Here is a 17,867-nt window from a genome sequence, read left to right on the forward strand (position 1 = left end):
GCCGGCTCGCGATGAGCCGGCCGCGACGGACACGAGCTAGCCGCAGGCCGCGGAGGTCTGGCCGAGGTTGGTCAGCATGGCGCAGGCCCAGGACTTCTGGATCTTCCACTTGCCGTTGTCCGCGACGAACGGCACGTCGACGATGTTCTCCTGGCCGTTCACGGTGAACTTGGCCTTGGCGTTGACGCTGTCACCGAAGCTGGAGACGTCGGTGACCTCGATCTTCACGTCCGCGCCCTTGGCCGCCTGGGAGAGGCGGTCCGGCAGCGTCGGGTCGGCCTCGGCACCCTGCACGCCGTCGAGCTTCTCCGCCGCCGGAACCGACGGGTCGAGCGCGCGGCCCAGAGCGGTGTTCAGCTCCGCGACGGTCGGGACCGGCGGCAGGTTCGCGGCGCTCGCCGACGCCGACGCCTTGGCGCTGGTCGTCGTCTTGGCCGCGGGCTTGTCCTTGTCGTCGCTGCCACACGCGGTCATCCCCAGCGCGGCAACCACGGCCAGGCCGGCGATCGCGATGCGTCCAGTCTTACGAAGCTTCAACTGCTCGTCCTTTGCGTTCGAGTAGGTCCGTGTCATGTCCACCAATGGCAGCCTCCACCCGACCGGCGGCGCTGCACGAGCTCCCAGGCTACCGGCACAGAGGACCACCGCGTGGACCCACACGGGACTGACTGATGTCGTCGGCAGCGAACGTAGCCGGTGGGCTCGGCGATGTCGAGCCGTTCGCCCGCGCGCTCACCGCAGACTGTTCAGCGGATCGGCTCTGGTCAGGTCCGGATCGTCGGCGGGGAAGGTGCGCGCGGGTCCGGGGCCGGTCGAGCGGGTCTCGAAGCGCACGGTCACCACGCCGTAGCCGCCGCCCTGCACCCAGCCGTGGCCGAACTCGGCGTGTTCGACGTCCATGCCGGGATGCCAGAGCGGGCTGGACAGCGCGGTCGCGAGCGGCGCGATCACCGGCGTCGCATCCGGTTCGGCCTCGGCCGCGCTCTCCCACTCCTCGGCGATCGGCGCCTGATCCAGTTCGGGAAACAGGGATTCCTGTCGCACCGTGGACAATCCGCCGTAGCCGACACCGACCAGCCGGATCGGGCCGAGCTCGGTCGGGTCGATCGCCGAGCGCTGGGCGGCGGTGGTCAGCGTGACCAGGTCCTCGGTGGCGTAGGGCAGGGTGAACGAGCGGGTCACGATGCTCATATCGGATTTGCGCAGCTTGAGCACGACGGTGCGGGCCGCGCGGCCGTCCTTGACCAGGCGGCGATGCGCGGCCGCGGCCATCTTCTCGATGGCGGGGCGCAGCTGGGCCAGGGTCACGATGTCGGTCTCGTAGGTGGTTTCGGCGCTGATCTGTTTGGCCTCGTTGCGTTCGGCGACCGGGCGGTCGTCGATGCCGCGGGCCAGCCGGTGCAGCGCGGCGCCGACGCTGGTGCCCAGGATGGACATGGCCTCGGATTCGGGCAACGCGGCGAACGCGCCGACCGTCTCGATGCCGAGCGAGCGCAGCTTGTGCTCGGCCACCGGGCCGATCCCCCACAGCTTCCGGACCGGCAGCGCGGCCAGCATCTGCGGCTGCTCGACCGCCGAAACCACCCGTATCCCATCGGGTTTGGCGAGACCGGAGGCGATCTTGGCGAGTTGCTTGCCGGTGCCCGCGCCGACCGAGGCGGTCAGTCCGGTGCGTTCGCGCACGGCCGCGCGCAGGTCCGCGCAGAACTCTTGGACCTGGGCCACGGTCGCGCCGACCAGTTCGGTCGGCTCGCCGAAGGCCTCGTCGAACGACAGCGTCTCCAGCACCGGAATCCGGCTGCGGAGGGTGTCGAACACCTGCCCGCTCAGCACGCCGTAGACGACACCGCGCGGCGGCACCACCACCGCGGTGACGCCGACCAGCCTGCGCGCCTGGTGCATCGGCATGGCCGAGCGCGCGCCGTAGACCCGCGCCTCATAACTCGCGCCCGCGACGACGCCACGTCCACCGGTGCCGCCGACGAGAACCGGTCGCCCGCGCAGGGTCGGGCGGGTGAGTTGTTCGACGGAGGCGAAGAACGCGTCCATATCAATGTGCAGCACCCAGCGCCGGGCCGTGCTCTGCGCGTCGGCGCGGACGAGACTCTGCGCGCCGCCGGGTATCGCGTCCGGCACCTCGGTGGCCGGCGCATTCGGCATGTCGGCATTCGCCGCACTCGGCGCGTCGGTAGCCACAGCGCTCGGCACGTCGGCGGGCACCGGGCTCGGCACGTCCCCAGATACGGTTTCCGGCGCGTCGGCACCCGGCGGGTCGGCGCGCTCGGCAGCCGGCCCGTCGGCGGTCACCGCGCCGCGCATCTCCGCGCGCGCGGGCGGATGCTGCCCGCTCACCGTGGTTTCGCCGAGGGTTTCCTGGACTTGGGTACCCGGGCCGGCAGCAGGTCGGCGGTGCGCTGCACGAACTCGCCCAGCCAGGCGGTATCCGCCAGCCGCGGCGCGGGCACCCGGTAGTAATCCTTGGCGCCGGGATACGGTGGCGTCAGCCAGGATTCGTCGGCGTAGTCGGCGGCCACGGCGGTGGGTTTGACGAACAGATGGTCGTCGGCGATCAAGGCGACCAGCTTGTCGTCGCAGTACAGGCCGTACTCGCCGAACATCGCCCTGGCCCGCACGTCCAGCGGCTCGAGCTGCTCGAGGAGCTCGGCGACCGTGGCCTTGTCTGTACTCACGACCCGAAATCTACCGCCGGGCACCGACAGATCCCGGCAGGTCCCGACGCTGGGTGGTGACTGCGTACTAGCTGTTGATTTCCTGTAGAGATCAACAGCCCTTGCCTGCCCCGCCGCGACCCGACCTTGAACGGTCAACCAGCCCACGACCTGGGCAGATATCTCCCGCGCCGGCGCACTACACGGTTTCGGTAAACAGTTGACGAAGCACGGGGACCGGCCTTACCGCCCAGCTTCATATGTGATGATCGGACCTATGAAGATCCGCAAGGCCGTGATCCCGGCCGCCGGTATCGGTTCCCGGCTCCTCCCGCTGACCAAGGCCATCCCCAAGGAGATGCTGCCGGTCGGCGACAAGCCGGTCATCGAACACACCGTCCGCGAGCTGGTCGCGTCGGGCATCACCGACATCACCATCGTGGTCAGCAGCGGAAAATCGTTGATCCAGGACCACTTCCGGCCCAACCCGGCCCTGGTGGCGCAGCTACGCGCGGACGGGAAGACGGCCTACGCCGACGCGGTCGAAGAGGTCGGCGACCTGTCCCGGCTCGGCCACATCACCTACCTCGACCAGCACGGCCCCTACGGCAACGGCACCCCGGTCCTGAACGCGGCCCGCAATCTGGGCGACGAGCCGATGCTGGTGCTGTGGCCGGACGACGTGTTCGTCGCCGAGGTCCCGCGCGCGCAGCAGCTGATCGACGCCTACGAGGCGACCGGCGCGCCGGTGCTCGCGCTGATGCCGATGGACCCGTCCGAGTCGCAGCGCTACGGCGTGCCGGTGGTCGCCGACGATCAGGGCAACGGCCTGCTGCGCATCACCGGCCTGCGGGAGAAGCCCAAGCCCGAGGACGCGCCGTCGGACTTCGCCGCGATCGGCGGCTACGTGGTCACGCCCGGCATCATCGACGAGCTGCGCACCCAGACCAAGGCCTGGTACGAGCACCGCTCCGGCGAGGTGTACCTGACCGACGCGATCAACGTGCACGCCGCCGAGAACCCGGTCTTCGGCCAGGTGATCCGCGGCAGCTGGTACGACACCGGCAACCCGGCCGACTACCTGGTCGCCCAGTTCGCCTCGGCGCTGGCCAATCCGAAGTACGCCCCGCTGCTGCGCAGCCTGGTCGAGGAGACCCGCTAGAAGCGGCGGATGGCGAAGATGTCGAACTGCCGCAGCGGGCTGAGGCCGACCGGCACGCCCCAGTCGTAGGCGTTGAAGATCTGGCCGAAGCCGGCGTAGATGCCGACGTGCGAGCCGTCGGTGTTCAGCACCACCACGTCACCGGGTGAGAGGGCGAAGAACGGGACGGGTGCGCCGGCTCTGGCCTGTTCCCAGGTGGTGCGCGGGATATTGACGCCGACCTGCCGGAACGCCCACTGGACCAAGCCGGAGCAGTCCCAGGCGAACGGGCCGGTGCCGCCCCACTCGTAGGGCTTTCCGGTCTGCGACACCGCGGCGGCCAGCGCACCTACCCCGTGCGAGCTGGGCAGCGGAATCGCGGCGGAACCGGAGGCGGACAGGGATTCGGCGCTGCCGGTCGCGCTGCCGGTATCGGACCATCCGGGTCCGGCCAGGATCAGCGTCGCGGCCGTCGCTAGGAGGAATCCGAAAGCGATGCGACGCAAGGATTTTCTGTTCACGTGCTCGTCCCTTCCGGCGGCCCGGCAAGCGGGTCGCCATCCGGCGGTCCCGGCGGACGCCTGGGTCGAGCGGCGTCATCCATAAGGAGCCGCGAGGGCCGTGGCCGGCGCGGCGACGCCGGACACAGCGTGGTTCAGGTAGGACAATCCACGAACTCACTGCTGCCCCAGAAGTACCTATCCGCAACAACAGCACCAGGTCCGATTCTGCCGCGAGCCTCGGACCTGCAACAATACTTCAGCAAATTTCTAGCATGTGATCTGCCTCACATGCGTGACCGACACGCACCAGCCTGTGTGCAGCGCCGTCACGCCCCCGATTCGGCGATCGCGGCCCGAACCAGCGCGCGGGCGGCCCAGCTCATCGTCTCGGTGGCCGCCTCGGGATCGAGCCCGCTGGTGTCGCGGGTGGAGACCAGCGCCTCGACGCCGAACACCAGCACGACGGCATTCACCAACCGCTCGAACCGCTCGGCCGGGAGCGTGTCCCGCAGCGGAGCCAACGCGACCCGCGCCATCTCCAGCCGGGTCACCCCGCGCACCGGAACCCGTTCTGCCTCAGCGACATCCACCTGACTGAACCAGCGATCCAGGGTCGCGCGCAGCACGCCGCGCCACACCACCTCGTCGGCGAATTGGAAGGCGCAGACCTCGCGCACGACCCGGTCGATGCGACCCTCCACGTCTTCGGGCAGGTCGTCCAGGAGCTCGGGGAAGCCGCCGGTGAACCCGGCCTGCCGGGTGGCCATGTCCGACCACAGCGACTGCGGATTCGGGAAGTACCGGTAGGCGGTGGCGGTAGAGACCTTCGCAGCCTCGGCGACCTCGGCGATCGACGGCGAGTGACCGTTGCGGGCGAGCTCGAGCGCGGCGTTGATCAGCGCCTCCCTGGTCCGCATCTTCTGATTCGCCGCTCGACCACTATTGAGAATCTCGTCTCGCCGTGAGAAAGTCATCTCACCACGATAGCAGAATCTCACTATTCCGGAGGGCGTGTGATGACCAGAGAAGAGATGGACGAGCTGTTCGAGCGGCACTGTGCGGCCGAAGCCGCCAACGATGTGGACGCGATCATGGCGACCCTGGCCGAGGAGGTCGAGCACGACGCGGTCGGCGATCCGCAGGGCACGCTGCGCGACCCGGCCGCGATCGCCCAGCGCTACCGCGACCTGTTCGACGCGATCAGCGAGGACAAGATGGAGAGCATCCATCGGTACTACGGCGAGGACTTCTTCGTCGACGAATCCCACTGGTACGGCCGGGCAACCGGGATGTTCATGGGCATCCCCGGCGGCAACCGGCCGATCGAGTTCCGAATCTTGCACGTCTGCGAGGTCCGGGACAACAAGATCAGCCGGGAGAACGTCTGGCTGGATACCGCCGCGATCATGCAGCAGCTGATGGCGCCGGCCTGATGGGCGCGTACAAGGCGGCCAAGCGCGGGGTCGCGGCGGAGCGCTACGAGCGACGTGATCGGCGACAGAACAGTGCCGACGCGTATTGGCTACCGCCGCTGTGGAATTCGGCGGCGGCAGGGCGACCGCAGCCAGGTTCGGTGCGGGGCAAGGGATAACCGGCGAGGGCGGGACCAATCGGCCCCGCCCTCGCGGTAATCGAACTATCCCGCCTTGGTGACCTGTGCGCGCACTCCCCCGACCAGGTCGGCGGCGTCGGCGCCCGCGGCGCCGAAGGTGAGCGTGGTGGCCAGGACCTCGCCCGCGATCAGGTCGCGATGGGTCTCGGCCCACCCGGCCCGATCGGCGGGCACCTCGAGCACCACGGTGATCCGGTCGGACACGTCCAGTCCCAACGACTTCCGGGTCTCCTGGAGATCGCGGATGAGGTCGCGGGCCCAGCCCTCGGCCTCCAGTTCCTCGGTCACCACCGAGTTCAGCACCACCAGACCGGCATTGCCGGGCAGCGCGGCGGTGGACTCGGGTTCGGCGGCGACCAGGCGCTGCGTGTATTCCTCCGGGAGCAGGGCGATTCCGGCGGCGGTGACGACACCGTCGGCGCCCTCGGACCATTCGCCGGCCTTGACCGCCTTGATCACCGTCTGCACCTGCTTGCCGAGGCGCGGACCGGCGGCCCTGGCGTTCACCACCAGTTCGAAGCGGCCGTGCACGGCGACGTCGGTGGTCAGGTCGACCTTCTTGACGTTGACCTCGTCGGCGATGATGTCGGCGTACGGCGCGAGCCGCTCGGCATCGGCCGCGGCGATGGTGACCTCGGCCAGCGGCAGCCGCACCCGCAGGTTCTGCGCCTTGCGCAGGCTCAGCACCGTCGAGCAGACCACCCTGGCCTCGTCCATCGCGGCGACCAGCTCCGGATCGGCAGGCAGCTCACCGTCTTTCGGCCAGTCGGTCAGGTGCACCGACTGGCCGCCGGTCAACCCGCGCCAGATCACCTCGGTGATCAGCGGGAGCAGCGGCGCGGCCAGCCGGGTGACCACCTCGAGCACCGTGTGCAGCGTGTCCACCGCATCCGGCTCCTCGCTCCAGAAGCGCGAACGCGACCGGCGCACATACCAATTGGTGAGCGCGTCGGCGAACCCGCGCAGCTCGTCGCAGGCGCCGGCGATGTCGTAGGTCTCGAACGCCTCGGTCATCGTGTCCCGCGTCGCCGCGAGCTTGGCCAGGATGTAGCGATCGAGCACGTTCGGCGAATCCGTGCGCCAGGTACCGGGTTTCGAGGCGTAGAGCTGGAGGAAGGTCCACGCGTTCCACAGCGGCCGCAGCGCATGGCTGACGCCCTCGCGGATGCCGCGCTCGGTGACGATGAGGTTGCCGCCGCGCAGGATCGGCGAGCTCATCAGGAACCAGCGCATCGCGTCCGAGCCGTCCCGGTCGAACACCTCGTTGACGTTCGGGTAGTTGCCCTTGGACTTGCTCATCTTCAGGCCGTCGTCGCCGAGCACGATGCCGTGCGCGACAACGGTTTTGAACGCCGGACTGTCGAACAGCGCGGTCGAGAGCACGTGCAGGTTGTAGAACCAGCCGCGAGTCTGCCCGTTGTACTCGACGATGAAGTCGCCCGGGAAGTGGCTGTCGAACCACTCGGTGTTCTCGAACGGGTAGTGCACCTGGGCGAACGGCATGGAGCCCGACTCGAACCAGCAGTCGAGCACCTCGGGCACCCGGCGCATGGTCGAGTTGCCCGTCGGGTCATCGGGATTCGGCCGGGTCAGCTCGTCGATCATCGGCCGGTGCAGATCGGTCGGGCGCACGCCGAAGTCGCGCTCCAGCTCGTCCAGCGAGCCGTAGACGTCGGTGCGCGGATAGGCCGGATCGTCGGACACCCACACCGGGATCGGGCTGCCCCAGTAGCGGTTACGGCTGATGTTCCAGTCCCGCGCGCCCGCCAGCCACTTGCCGAACTGGCCGTCCTTCATGTGCTCGGGCACCCAGGAGATCTGCTGGTTCAGCTCGACCATCCGGTCGCGGAAGGTGGTCACCGCGACGAACCAGGACGGCACCGCCATGTAGATCAGCGGCTGCCCGGAGCGCCAGCTGTGCGGGTAGGAGTGCTCGATCGTCTCGTGCCGCAACAGCTTTCCGGCGGCCTTGAGGTCCTTGATGATCACCGGGTTGGCGTCGAATACCATCAGGCCCTCGTACGGCGGCACCATCGAGGTGAACTTGCCGCCCTGATCGAGCGGTTGCACGATCTCGATGCCGTTGGCCGTGGCGACATCCATGTCCTCCTCACCGAACGCCGGTGCGAGGTGCACGATTCCGGTGCCGGAGTCGGTGGTCACGTAGTCGGCGTTCAGCACGCGGTGCGCGCGCGGGTGGCCGGCGAAGAAGTCGAACGGCGGGTCATAGGCCAGGTCGGTGAGCGCGGCGCCGTCGTACTCGCCGAGTACCTCCGGCTCCTCGCCGAATTCGCGGGTGTAGTGCGACACGCGTTCGGCGGCCAGCAGATAACGCTTGCCGTCGGTGCCGCGCAGGTGCACGTAGCGCACGTCGGGGTGCACGGCGATCGCCAGGTTGGACGGCAGGGTCCACGGGGTGGTGGTCCAGATCAACGCGTTCGCGCCGTCGAGCGCGTGCAGCGGATGCTCGGCCGGCACGCGCAGCAGCATGTCGACGGTGACCGCCGGATCCTGGCGCATCTTGTACGCGTCGTCGAGCCGGGTTTCCTGATTGGACAGCGGAGTCTGCTCGTACCAGCTGTACGGCAGTACCCGGAAACCTTGGTAGATCAGCCCCTTCTCGTGCAGCGACTTGAACGCCCACATCACCGACTCCATGAAGTCGAGATCGAGTGTCTTGTAGTCGTTGTCGAAGTCGACCCAGCGAGCCTGACGCGTCACGTAATCGCGCCATTCGCCGGTGTACCGAAGCACGGAAGATTTAGTGGCCGCGTTGAATTCGGCGAGGCCCATTGCTTCGATCTGTGATTTGTCCGTGATACCGAGCTGCTTTTCCGCCTCGAGTTCGGCGGGCAATCCATGACAATCCCAGCCGAAACGCCGGTCGACGCGCTTGCCGCGCATCGTCTGGAAACGCGGGACGAGATCTTTGACGTATCCGGTGAGCAAATGCCCGTAATGCGGCAGCCCGTTCGCAAACGGCGGTCCGTCGTAGAAGACGAACTCTGCTGCCCCGGAACGGTTTTCGATGCTCGCGCGGAAGGTGTCGGCGGCCGCCCATGCGTCTAGCACGCGGCGTTCCATCTCGGGGAACGTCGCTCCGGCACCGAGGTCGACCCTCGGATAGCCGCTGTTGCTGGAAGTTTGGTCCGCCATCGCGGATGCGTCTCCTCGTGCCGATTCCGTTGGCACGGGGACGATGCCGGCGCCGGTGCGCCGAAACCGCGGTACCACCCCGCTTGTCCGGCCAGAACGACCGAACCTCTTCGTTGTGAGCTGTGACGGGCTCACCCGTTCGGTTCTACTGGGCACCGCCGCCGAGCAGGCAGCGGATGCTGTTCTTCCGAAGGCTCCCCGGTGATGGCCGGATCAACACCATGTTCATGTTTGATTCTAGCCAGTGCGGTCAAACCTGTTTACGGCCCACCTAGCGTTTCGCGTGGCGGCCCGGCGGAGGCGGAGTCGAATCTTCGTCCGGCTTACCCATAGACAAGGCACTGACCAGCAGGAGCACCGCACCGAGCACGCACACCAGGATGCAACCCCACGCCCAGATCACCGATCCGGTGGTGAGCGCGGCGACCAGTAGCGCGAAGCCGACAGCGGCAAGAACGAGCGTCAACACGAGCATGGAAACCCCCAACGCATGCCAGGCGGCTCGACGACAGTTCCTTCAATTGTACGAACTGCGGGTGTGTGCTCGGCGTGAGCGGCTTACTTGCCACCCTTGGCGAACGTGGCCGGCTGCAGGTTGTTGGCCGTGTTGGCATCGGCGAACGCCTCGCCACCGTCGACCGGGACCGCCGAGCCGCGGTTCTCCAGCTCCTCGAGCTGCGACTCCAGGTAGGACTTCAGCCGCACCCGGTACTCCCGCTCGAAGGTCTTGAGCTGCTCGATCCGGCTCTCCAGCACGCTGCGCTGCTGGGTGATGGTGGCCATGATCTCGGTGTGCTTGCGCTCGGCATCGGCCTGCAGGGCGTCGGCCTTTTCCTTGGCCTGCCGCAGCTGGTTGTCCGAGCGGGACTGCGCGTCCGACAGCATCGCGTCGGCCTTCTGGCGAGCATCGGCGATCATCGCTTCGGAGCGCGTGCGGGCATCGCCGACCAGACGCTCGGAGTTTGCCCGGGCGTTCGAGAGCAGGTTTTCCGCCTCGACCTTCGCGTCGCTGGTCAGCCGGTCCGCCATCTCCTGGGCGAGGCTGAGCACCTTGGCGGCCTGCAGGTTCGCGTCCGCGCTCGGCGCCTCTTTCGGGGCGGGCGGGGCGGGCATCGGGGCAGGCGGGGCCTGCTGCACCGGCGGCTTGATCGGCTCCGGCGGCGGCGGAGGGGCCTGCTGGACAGGCGGTTTCACGTTGTTCGGGCCGACCGGGCCGCGATTCTTCTTGGCATCGGCCAGTTCCGCGTCGAGTTCGGCAACCCGCTGACGCAGATCGGCGTTTTCCTCGATCAGACGCGAGAGTTCCTGCTCGACGAGATCCAGGAAGGCGTCGACTTCATCCTCGTTGTAGCCGCGCTTCCCGATCGGCGGTTTGCTGAACGCGACGTTGTGCACATCGGCTGGAGTCAGCGGCATGGAAGGATCCCTTCACGCGTCTTTTGGAGATCTAGCAGATCTAGCAAGCTACTTCACGGCCCATTCTGTCACACCGGGGCTACCGGCTGCCCGAGCCTGCCCACGATCGACATCAAGATGAAGACGATGAAAAGCAAGACCATAATCGACAGATCCAGGCGAATTCCCCCCAGTGACACCGGTGGTATCAACCGCCTCAGGAGTTTCACCGGAGGGTCGGTGATCGTGAAGATCATCTCGAGGATGATGACCACGACACCGGTGGGACGCCAGTCACGAGCGAAGCTTCGGATGAACTCGACGATCACCCGGCTGATCAGCAACAGCCAGAAGATGAACAGTACGAAGTACAGCACCGCGAACAAGGCCACGAGTTCACTCTGCCGCAAAATCCGCTTTGCGCAAAATGACCGCGCCGCTTCACCTGCGACCGGTCTGCTACACCCCCCAGATCACGACCTTATTTCTGGTTGTAGAAGCCGGTTTCGGCGATGCGACGGCGTTCTTCGGCTGATACGTCGACGTCGGCCGGTGAGAGGAGGAACACCTTCGTAGCAACCTTGTCGAACGAGCCACGCAGCGCGAACGCGAGGCCGGCGGCGAAGTCGACCAGGCGCTTGGCATCGGCGTTGCTGAGATCGACCAGGTCCATGATCACCGGGTTGCCCTCGCGGAACCGCTCGCCGATGATCCTGGCCTCGCTGTAGTCGCGCGGGCGCAGTGTCGTGATCTTGGACAAGGGGCCTCCGTCCTCGAAGATCCCCGGCCTGCGCGCGGGTGCCGGTTCGGGGCGCACGCGCTCCTCGAGCCGACGCTCCTCGGCGTCGGGGTCGACGGCGAGCGCACCGCGGGTGGCACCCCGCAGCGGTGGCAGGCTGCCGCTGCCCCGGAACCGGCCGGAGGACGGCGCGGTCTCGATCCGGGTGGGCCGGCGCTGCGATTCGTAGCGGTCCTCGCCGTAGGGCTCGTCCGCGTACTCCTCGCGACGCGAGACCGGGTAGCCGGCCTTGTACGGCGACTTGTAGGCAGGTTCCGGGTAGTCGGCGTCCTCGCGGTCGAAGCCGTCGGCGGCGTAATGACCAGCGCCGTAACGGTCTTCGGGGTACCGGTCGGCGCCGTAGCCGTCCGGGTAGTCACGGGGCCGAGGGCGACGCGCGACGCGATCATCGCTACCCCGGGGGGCGCGATCATCGACATAGTCGTCTTCGTAATCCTCGAGCGGGACCATGCCGAAGTACGCCTTGAACTTATGCAGCGTGCTCATGACTTCGCCTCGCTGACGCTCAGCGAAGTCATGACCACGATGGTGGCTGCGTCCATTGGCTCGCTACGCTCGCTCATGACCTGGCCTCGCTGACGCTCGGCGCAGTCATGACCACGATGGTGGCTGCGTCGAGAACTCGCTCGCTGCGCTCGCTCATATTGGTCGACCTTCCTTCGGCCCCGGTGGCGGCCGGGTGTTGAAGTCTTGCTCAGCCCTCGTCTGCCTCAAGCATATGTGTCGAATGTGACTGATGAGGTTTCTTTGCTACGCCGAGGTTATCGGTCGAGCGCCCATCAAGGCGGTACCGACACGCACACAGGTGGAGCCGTGTTCGATGGCAGATTCCAGATCGCCCGACATTCCTGCGGAAAGTTCTGTCGCACCGGGATGCTCGGCGAGCAGCATGGTGTGCAAAGTCGCAAGTCGCGCAAATGCCGCATCAGACTCAGCCCCCAATGGCGGAATGGCCATCAGACCGGACAGTCGTAATGCCTTGGACCCGGCAACTTGTTCTGCGAGACGGGCTAATTCGTCCGGCGCGACACCGCCGCGGGAGGGGTCGTCATCCAGGCTCACCTGCAACAGGACGCGCACCGGGTCGGTGCGCTCCCCCGCGTCCAGCGCGGTCTGCGCACCCGAGTCAAGGGCCGTTGCCAGGCGTTCGCTGTCGACCGAGTGCACGGCGTGTGCCCAGCGCGCGACGACCCGTGCCTTGTTGCGTTGCAGGCGACCGATCATGTGCCACTGCACATCCGGGAGTCCTTCGTCACCTTCGGCCTCCGGCGCGACCAAAGTTGGCAGTTCTGCCACCTTTGCCGTGGCCTCCTGCTCGCGCGATTCGCCGAACTCGCGCCGGCCGAGGCGATACAGGATCGCCACGTCGCCGGCCGGGAAGAATTTCGTCACCGGGAGCAGCCGCACCGAGTCCGGGGCGCGCCGCGCCGCGAGACAGGCCGCGTCGACCCGCTGGAGCAGCGCGGCCAGGTTGGTGGCCAACTCCGCGGTGCGCGCGTCGACCTGCGCCGCAACGGCTTCCGAGCCACCCATCAGCGCACCTCCGACCAGATCACGCTGCCGAGCCGTCCGGTCGGCGCGCCGCGGCGGTGGCTGAACAGGGTGCGGTCTTCGATGGTGCAGCGCGGATCGATGGCGACGCCGTTGATTCCGGCTTCGATGAGCTGCCTGGCGATGCCGGCGCGCAGGTCGAGCGAGGGCGTCTTGCGCACGGTGGTCGACGCGCTGCCCGGCAGGTGCTTGTCGACGTCGGCGCGCATCGCGGCAGGCACCTCGTATTGCCGTCCCGAGGCGGCCGGACCGAGGAACGCACCGATGCGGTCGATGCGCGCGCCGATCGACACCATCGCCTCGAGCACCTTGGGCACGATCCCGATCCGAGCGCCGATCCGCCCCGCGTGCACGGCGGCGATAACACCCGCCTCGTCGTCGGACAACAGGACCGGCACGCAGTCGGCGGTCAGCACTACCAACGCCAGGCCGGGAACCTTGGTCACGAGGGCATCGGTGGCCGGCACCGGCTCGTCCCGCGGGCCGTCGATGATCTCGACGTTGCGTCCGTGGATCTGCTCCATCCACACCAACCGATCCGGCGTAAGCCCAATCCCCTCGGCCAGCCGATCCCGATTACGCCGCACCGCCGCCGGATCGTCGCCAACATGATCGCCCAGATTGAACGACTCGTACGGCGGCGCCGAGAACCCGCCCGCTCTGGTCGTCGTCACTCGTCGAACGGTCAGCGTAGGGACAGAAGTCATCCCCCGAGCCTAACCAACCACCCCACCCCACCAATCCCACAGACGTTCCACAACTTTGCCTCCACACCAGCTCCCGCCAACGGCGAGGGTGTTTCCTCGCAAGTGCACTCCTTTGCGTCAGCCCCACACCCGGACGCATCGACGGTGTGCAGCAGGCGCGAAAGGGTGCGCCCCTCCTCTCCCGCACCCACAGCAACCCACCACACCCGCAAGCATCGCCACGCCGATGAGCAGCCGCGCCCCCCGCAATCCCCAAACCTGCACTCTCTCTCGGGATCCGCACTGGCTTTAGGGGGCAATTTCGAGTGCGCATCCCGAGAGAGAGTGCGGATTTGGGGAGGAGCGCACGTGTCGAGGTGCCGCGAAGGCCCCGATCCCGGTGGGATCAGGGCCTTCGTGGGTCAGCTTGTGGTGGGTGCGGTCTGGGCGTCACCGTCGCATGAACGACGGCACATCGACGTCGTCGTCATCGTCGTCGGGCGGTTCGATGTGGGTCCGTGCGTTGTTCGCGACGGTCGGGTCGGCCATCCGGGCCTTCTCGCTGTCCCGGTAGCTCGGGACGGCGCCGCGGGTCGAGGAGGTCGAGCTCGCGGTCGCGGCCGCGATGTCGGTGCTGCGGGCCGCCACCTCGGCGGGGCGACTCTGGCCGATCTCGCCAGCTCGGGCCGATCCGATGGTGCTCCGGCTCGGGTTCTCGAAGGTCCGCCGGGCGGGACCTCCCCCGTCAAAACCCGCGGCGATCACGGTGACTCGCACTTCGTCGCCGAGCGAGTCGTCGATCACCGTGCCGAAGATGATGTTGGCCTCGATGTGCGCGGCCTCCTGGACCAGCGAGGCGGCCTCGTTGATCTCGAATAGGCCGAGGTCGGAGCCGCCCGCGATGGACAGCAGCACGCCGTGCGCGCCGTCCATGGACGCCTCCAGCAGCGGCGAATTGATCGCCGACTCGGCCGCTTTCACCGAACGGCCCTCGCCGCGCGCCGAGCCGATGCCCATCAGCGCGCTGCCCGCGCCGGACATCACGCTCTTGACGTCGGCGAAGTCGACGTTGATCAGACCCGGGGTGGTGATCAGGTCGGTGATGCCCTGGACACCGTTGAGCAGCACCTCGTCCGCCGAGCGGAACGCGTCCATCAGGCTGACCGCCGCGTCGCCGAGCTGCAACAGCCGGTCGTTCGGGATCACGATGAGGGTGTCGCAGGACTCGCGCAGCTGACCGATGCCGGTCTCGGCCTGGCCGCCGCGCCGCTTGCCCTCGAAGGAGAACGGACGGGTGACGACGCCGATGGTCAGCGCGCCGAGCTTGCGCGCGATCTGGGCGACGACCGGGGCGCCACCGGTACCGGTGCCACCGCCCTCGCCCGCGGTGACGAAGACCATGTCGGCGCCCTTGAGCACCTCTTCGATCTCGTCCTTGTGGTCCTCGGCGGCACGCCGGCCGACCTCGGGGTCGGCGCCGGCGCCGAGACCACGGGTGAGTTCACGGCCGACGTCGAGCTTGACGTCGGCATCGCTCATCAGCAGGGCCTGCGCGTCGGTGTTGACCGCGATGAACTCGACACCTTTGAGGCCCTGTTCGATCATCCGGTTGACGGCATTCACACCGCCGCCGCCGATACCGACGACCTTGATCACGGCAAGGTAGTTGTGCGGGGGCGTCATGGGCTCTCGCCTTCCTTCGATCTAAAGCCTGTCGTTTTCGGATTCGAGACACTCCGCCGTATTCGCCTGAGCGGCTTCACTCAGCGAACCGCCGCTCGGGCAAACCCTAAACCTCAACCATAGGGTTAGCGTTATGTCAAGTATCCGACTGCTGCGGAACGCTATTCGTCGCCGCCGCAATACGCGCGCAGGCGCGCCGAAACAAGAGACAGAATCTTGTGTGATCCCTCTCGTCTCGCAGCGCCACACGACGTATGGTGAACGGTTGCCCCTCGGCGCTCGGTTCCCGGCGCGAGGGCCGGTGCCATGAGCGTCAGGCCCGGAAGCGGCAGCTCGCGCGACCTTTCCAGGTCGGCGAACGCCACCCGTCGAACACTGCAATTCGACGCGGGCGCAATGGGTATCGCTCACTTTACCGTGACCAGGTTGGGACTCGACACATCGAACACCGTTCCTGGGCGGGTCAGCAGCGGGAGCACGACCGCCGACTTGCGTGCGGCGTCGTTCATGCCGCCCCACAGTACCGTGCGCCCGTCCTTGAGATTCAGCGAAATATCCGAAATTGACCGTGCCGCAACCTCGTCCACCTGAACGGCCAGCGCGGGCGGCAGCGCGGCGAGCACGCCGACTGCGGCCCTGGTCACCGGCGCGTCACTGGCCGGGCGATCGGTGATCAACTTGGGCACGCCGATCGGCGCGTCCTCGATCGCGAATTCCACGCTCTCCGCGTCCAGCAGGTGCGCACCCTGCGGACTGTCGAAGAACAGCACCGGAACTCGTTCGACCACGGTCACCCGCACGGTCGACGGGAAGACCCGCTGCACCCGGGCCGTGCGCACCTTCGGAATACTCGCGACCCGCCGGGCGATCGCGGTGGTGTCGATGCGCAACATCGACCGGCCGGAAGGGATTTCGAGGAGGTCGCGCACCTGCTGTTCGGGCACCGCGACCACGCCGTCGATGTCGACGGTGCGCACCGACAGCACCGGCGTGAACAACGCCACGCCGCCGACGACGACGAGCACGCACACGCCCAGCAATCCCCACAGCCGGACCCGCCGCCACCCGTTCGGGCTCAGCCGTGCACCGGCCGAACGCGCCGCGCCGACGCCCTTCTCGCGCACCGACCCGACACCGCGCCTCGATCGCTCGGTCACGGCCTCACCGCCCGTACTGTGGACGCGCCCGTAAACCGTCGAGGATCTGGCTGCCGAGCATCGTCACGTCGCCGGCGCCCATGGTGATCACCACATCGCCGGGCAGCGCGAGCTTGGCGACCTGACGGCCGACCCGCGACATATCCGGCTGGTAGTGCACGGGTTTGGTGACCGACTGCGCGACCAGCGCGCCGTTCACGCCGGGCAGCGGCTTCTCCCGCGCGCCGTACACGTCGAGCACAACCACCTCGTCGGCCAGGCTCAGTGCGGCGCCGAAATCCTGCGCAAACGTCGCGGTGCGGCTGTAGAGGTGCGGTTGGAAGACCACGATCACCCGGCCCTGGCGCGAGCGCGCGCCGTCGCGGGCCTCCTGCTGGACCAGCTCGGCGGCGGCGCCGAGCACGGCGCGCACCTCGGTCGGATGGTGGGCGTAGTCGTCGAAGACGCGCACGCCGTTCTCCCGGCCGGCGAACTGGAACCGGCGGTGCACGCCGCCGAAACCCTCCAGGCCCTGGATGATCTCGTCCACGTCGGCCCCGGTCGCCCGGGCGGCGAGCAGCGCGGCCAGCGCGTTCAACGCCATGTGCCGGCCGGGCACGGACAGCCGCAGGGTGCGCGGCGTGGCCTCGTCGTCGAGCTGGAACTGGGCGATGCCGCCGACGTCGCGCGGCTCCCAGCTGTGCAGCCGCACGCCGACCGGTACCGGCGCGTCGGCGAGTTCACCGGAGCCGTAACCCAGCACGCGAATGTTCTTGGCGGCCAGCTTCTCCCCGACCCGCTCGGCGAGCGCGCGGGAACCGGGGTCGTCCAGGCAGACCACCAGCAGGCCGCCGTCGGCGAGCCGGTCGGCGAAGTCGTCGAAGACCTGGACGTAGGCCTCGTCGGTGCCGAAGTAGTCCAGGTGATCGGACTCGATGTTGGTGACCACCGCGACGTCCGGGTCGTATTGCAGCAGCGACCCGTCGCTCTCGTCGGCCTCGGCGACGAAGATGTCCCCGGTGCCGTGGTGCGCGTTGGTGCCGGCCTCGTTCAGCTCGCCGCCGACCGCGAAGGACGGGTCGAAGCCGCAGTGCTGCAACGACACGATCAGCATCGAGGTGGTGGAGGTCTTGCCGTGCGTGCCCGACACCAGCAGCGTGCGGTGCCCCTGCATCAGCGAGGCGAGCACGGCCGGGCGCAGCAGCACCGGGATGTCGCGCCGTTTCGCTTCCACCAGTTCGGGATTGGTCTTCGGGATGGCCGCGTAGGTGGTGACCACCACGGTCGGGCCGCCGGGCAGCAGGTCGAGCGCGCTGGCGTCGTGGCCGATGCGCACCTGCGCGCCGCGGGCCCGCAGCGCGAGCACCCCGCGGCTCTCCTTGGCGTCCGAGCCCGACACCGCGCCGCCGCGGGACAGCAGGATCCGGGCGATGCCGGACATCCCGGCCCCGCCGATGCCGACCATGTGCACCCGCGCCAGCGACTCCGGCAGAGCGGAGAGATCCTCGTCAGCCACGACTGCACCTCGCTGACGCT

General features: G+C 68.1%; 18 protein-coding genes. 3 read left to right on the plus strand and 15 right to left on the minus strand.

Annotated features, from left to right (window positions below; all coding sequences use genetic code 11):
* Positions 1 to 36: 36 nt before the first annotated feature.
* The 3 genes from AB0M22_RS43270 to AB0M22_RS43280 all read right to left on the minus strand — a co-directional run bounded on the left by AB0M22_RS43270 (position 37) and on the right by AB0M22_RS43280 (position 2,690).
* Positions 37 to 573 (minus strand): hypothetical protein, encoded by a 537-nt coding sequence (locus AB0M22_RS43270; protein ID WP_364739381.1) that lies wholly within the window; start codon positions 571 to 573, stop codon positions 37 to 39.
* A gap of 159 nt (positions 574 to 732) precedes the next feature.
* Complete coding sequence (locus AB0M22_RS43275) at positions 733 to 2,160, minus strand: DNA polymerase IV (protein WP_364739383.1); 1,428 nt, start codon at positions 2,158 to 2,160, stop codon at positions 733 to 735.
* A gap of 188 nt (positions 2,161 to 2,348) precedes the next feature.
* Positions 2,349 to 2,690, minus strand: a complete 342-nt coding sequence (locus tag AB0M22_RS43280; protein WP_364739271.1) for a TfoX/Sxy family protein — start codon at positions 2,688 to 2,690, stop codon at positions 2,349 to 2,351.
* 256 nt (positions 2,691 to 2,946) lie between these two features.
* Between AB0M22_RS43280 and AB0M22_RS43285 the strand changes: the two genes are divergently transcribed.
* A complete protein-coding gene (locus AB0M22_RS43285) occupies positions 2,947 to 3,831 on the plus strand; it encodes a UTP--glucose-1-phosphate uridylyltransferase (RefSeq protein ID WP_364739272.1) in 885 nt (294 codons plus the stop codon).
* On the opposite strand, the gene AB0M22_RS43290 is transcribed toward AB0M22_RS43285, so the two are convergent.
* The gene (locus AB0M22_RS43290; protein ID WP_364739274.1) at positions 3,828 to 4,331 is read right to left on the minus strand and encodes an NlpC/P60 family protein; all 504 of its coding nucleotides are present in this window, start codon (positions 4,329 to 4,331) and stop codon (positions 3,828 to 3,830) included. The two genes, AB0M22_RS43285 and AB0M22_RS43290, sit on opposite strands and share 4 nt — an antisense overlap.
* Positions 4,332 to 4,639: 308 nt before the next feature.
* Positions 4,640 to 5,287, minus strand: coding sequence for a TetR/AcrR family transcriptional regulator (locus AB0M22_RS43295; protein WP_364739276.1), 648 nt, complete (start codon positions 5,285 to 5,287; stop codon positions 4,640 to 4,642).
* A gap of 42 nt (positions 5,288 to 5,329) precedes the next feature.
* Between AB0M22_RS43295 and AB0M22_RS43300 the strand changes: the two genes are divergently transcribed.
* Positions 5,330 to 5,746: an ester cyclase gene (locus AB0M22_RS43300; protein ID WP_364739277.1), complete on the plus strand. Its 417-nt coding sequence runs from the start codon at positions 5,330 to 5,332 to the stop codon at positions 5,744 to 5,746.
* A complete protein-coding gene (locus AB0M22_RS43305; RefSeq protein ID WP_364739279.1) occupies positions 5,746 to 5,904 on the plus strand; it encodes a hypothetical protein in 159 nt (52 codons plus the stop codon). The genes AB0M22_RS43300 and AB0M22_RS43305 overlap by 1 nt, the downstream gene beginning before the upstream one ends.
* Before the next feature lie 45 nt (positions 5,905 to 5,949).
* Here the strand turns inward: AB0M22_RS43305 and ileS are convergent, their stop codons facing one another.
* The 10 genes from ileS to murC all read right to left on the minus strand — a co-directional run bounded on the left by ileS (position 5,950) and on the right by murC (position 17,796).
* Entirely contained in the window at positions 5,950 to 9,081 is a 3,132-nt protein-coding gene (gene ileS / locus AB0M22_RS43310) for an isoleucine--tRNA ligase (RefSeq protein WP_364739281.1), read from the minus strand.
* A 271-nt stretch (positions 9,082 to 9,352) separates the two neighbouring features.
* Positions 9,353 to 9,556, minus strand: a complete 204-nt coding sequence (locus AB0M22_RS43315) for a hypothetical protein (protein ID WP_150406569.1) — start codon at positions 9,554 to 9,556, stop codon at positions 9,353 to 9,355.
* An 83-nt stretch (positions 9,557 to 9,639) separates the two neighbouring features.
* The gene (locus tag AB0M22_RS43320; protein WP_364739283.1) at positions 9,640 to 10,497 is read right to left on the minus strand and encodes a DivIVA domain-containing protein; all 858 of its coding nucleotides are present in this window, start codon (positions 10,495 to 10,497) and stop codon (positions 9,640 to 9,642) included.
* A 68-nt stretch (positions 10,498 to 10,565) separates the two neighbouring features.
* The gene (locus tag AB0M22_RS43325) at positions 10,566 to 10,868 is read right to left on the minus strand and encodes a YggT family protein (RefSeq protein ID WP_150406567.1); all 303 of its coding nucleotides are present in this window, start codon (positions 10,866 to 10,868) and stop codon (positions 10,566 to 10,568) included.
* Positions 10,869 to 10,957: 89 nt separating this feature from the next.
* Positions 10,958 to 11,761, minus strand: coding sequence for a cell division protein SepF (locus tag AB0M22_RS43330; RefSeq protein ID WP_364739285.1), 804 nt, complete (start codon positions 11,759 to 11,761; stop codon positions 10,958 to 10,960).
* A gap of 264 nt (positions 11,762 to 12,025) precedes the next feature.
* Entirely contained in the window at positions 12,026 to 12,808 is a 783-nt protein-coding gene (locus tag AB0M22_RS43335) for a YggS family pyridoxal phosphate-dependent enzyme (RefSeq protein ID WP_364739287.1), read from the minus strand.
* The gene (pgeF, locus tag AB0M22_RS43340) at positions 12,808 to 13,533 is read right to left on the minus strand and encodes a peptidoglycan editing factor PgeF (protein ID WP_364739289.1); all 726 of its coding nucleotides are present in this window, start codon (positions 13,531 to 13,533) and stop codon (positions 12,808 to 12,810) included. Before pgeF ends, AB0M22_RS43335 begins: the two co-directional genes overlap by 1 nt.
* A 429-nt stretch (positions 13,534 to 13,962) precedes the next feature.
* Positions 13,963 to 15,195 carry a cell division protein FtsZ gene (ftsZ, locus tag AB0M22_RS43345; protein WP_364739291.1) on the minus strand — a complete coding sequence of 411 codons (1,233 nt, stop codon included), beginning with the start codon at positions 15,193 to 15,195 and terminating at the stop codon, positions 13,963 to 13,965.
* A 407-nt stretch (positions 15,196 to 15,602) separates the two neighbouring features.
* Positions 15,603 to 16,352, minus strand: coding sequence for an FtsQ-type POTRA domain-containing protein (locus AB0M22_RS43350; protein WP_364739293.1), 750 nt, complete (start codon positions 16,350 to 16,352; stop codon positions 15,603 to 15,605).
* A gap of 4 nt (positions 16,353 to 16,356) precedes the next feature.
* Entirely contained in the window at positions 16,357 to 17,796 is a 1,440-nt protein-coding gene (gene murC, locus AB0M22_RS43355) for a UDP-N-acetylmuramate--L-alanine ligase (RefSeq protein ID WP_223885615.1), read from the minus strand.
* Between the last annotated feature and the right edge of the window lie 71 nt (positions 17,797 to 17,867).

This window comes from Nocardia sp. NPDC051756 (assembly GCF_040681495.1).
In the GTDB taxonomy this organism is placed as follows: Bacteria; Actinomycetota; Actinomycetes; order Mycobacteriales; family Mycobacteriaceae; genus Nocardia.

Coding starts and splice junctions, on each gene's coding strand:
- AB0M22_RS43270 (WP_364739381.1), bottom strand. CDS start 573: ATGACACGGACCTACTCGAACGCAAAGGACGAGCAGTTGAAGCTTCGT.
- AB0M22_RS43275 (WP_364739383.1), bottom strand. CDS start 2,160: ATGCCGAATGCGCCGGCCACCGAGGTGCCGGACGCGATACCCGGCGGC.
- AB0M22_RS43285 (WP_364739272.1), top strand. CDS start 2,947: ATGAAGATCCGCAAGGCCGTGATCCCGGCCGCCGGTATCGGTTCCCGG.
- AB0M22_RS43295 (WP_364739276.1), bottom strand. CDS start 5,287: ATGACTTTCTCACGGCGAGACGAGATTCTCAATAGTGGTCGAGCGGCG.
- AB0M22_RS43300 (WP_364739277.1), top strand. CDS start 5,330: ATGACCAGAGAAGAGATGGACGAGCTGTTCGAGCGGCACTGTGCGGCC.
- AB0M22_RS43305 (WP_364739279.1), top strand. CDS start 5,746: ATGGGCGCGTACAAGGCGGCCAAGCGCGGGGTCGCGGCGGAGCGCTAC.
- ileS (WP_364739281.1), bottom strand. CDS start 9,081: ATGGCGGACCAAACTTCCAGCAACAGCGGCTATCCGAGGGTCGACCTC.
- AB0M22_RS43315 (WP_150406569.1), bottom strand. CDS start 9,556: ATGCTCGTGTTGACGCTCGTTCTTGCCGCTGTCGGCTTCGCGCTACTG.
- AB0M22_RS43320 (WP_364739283.1), bottom strand. CDS start 10,497: ATGCCGCTGACTCCAGCCGATGTGCACAACGTCGCGTTCAGCAAACCG.
- AB0M22_RS43330 (WP_364739285.1), bottom strand. CDS start 11,761: ATGAGCACGCTGCATAAGTTCAAGGCGTACTTCGGCATGGTCCCGCTC.
- AB0M22_RS43335 (WP_364739287.1), bottom strand. CDS start 12,808: ATGGGTGGCTCGGAAGCCGTTGCGGCGCAGGTCGACGCGCGCACCGCG.
- pgeF (WP_364739289.1), bottom strand. CDS start 13,533: ATGACTTCTGTCCCTACGCTGACCGTTCGACGAGTGACGACGACCAGA.
- ftsZ (WP_364739291.1), bottom strand. CDS start 15,195: ATGACGCCCCCGCACAACTACCTTGCCGTGATCAAGGTCGTCGGTATC.
- murC (WP_223885615.1), bottom strand. CDS start 17,796: ATGGTCGGCATCGGCGGGGCCGGGATGTCCGGCATCGCCCGGATCCTG.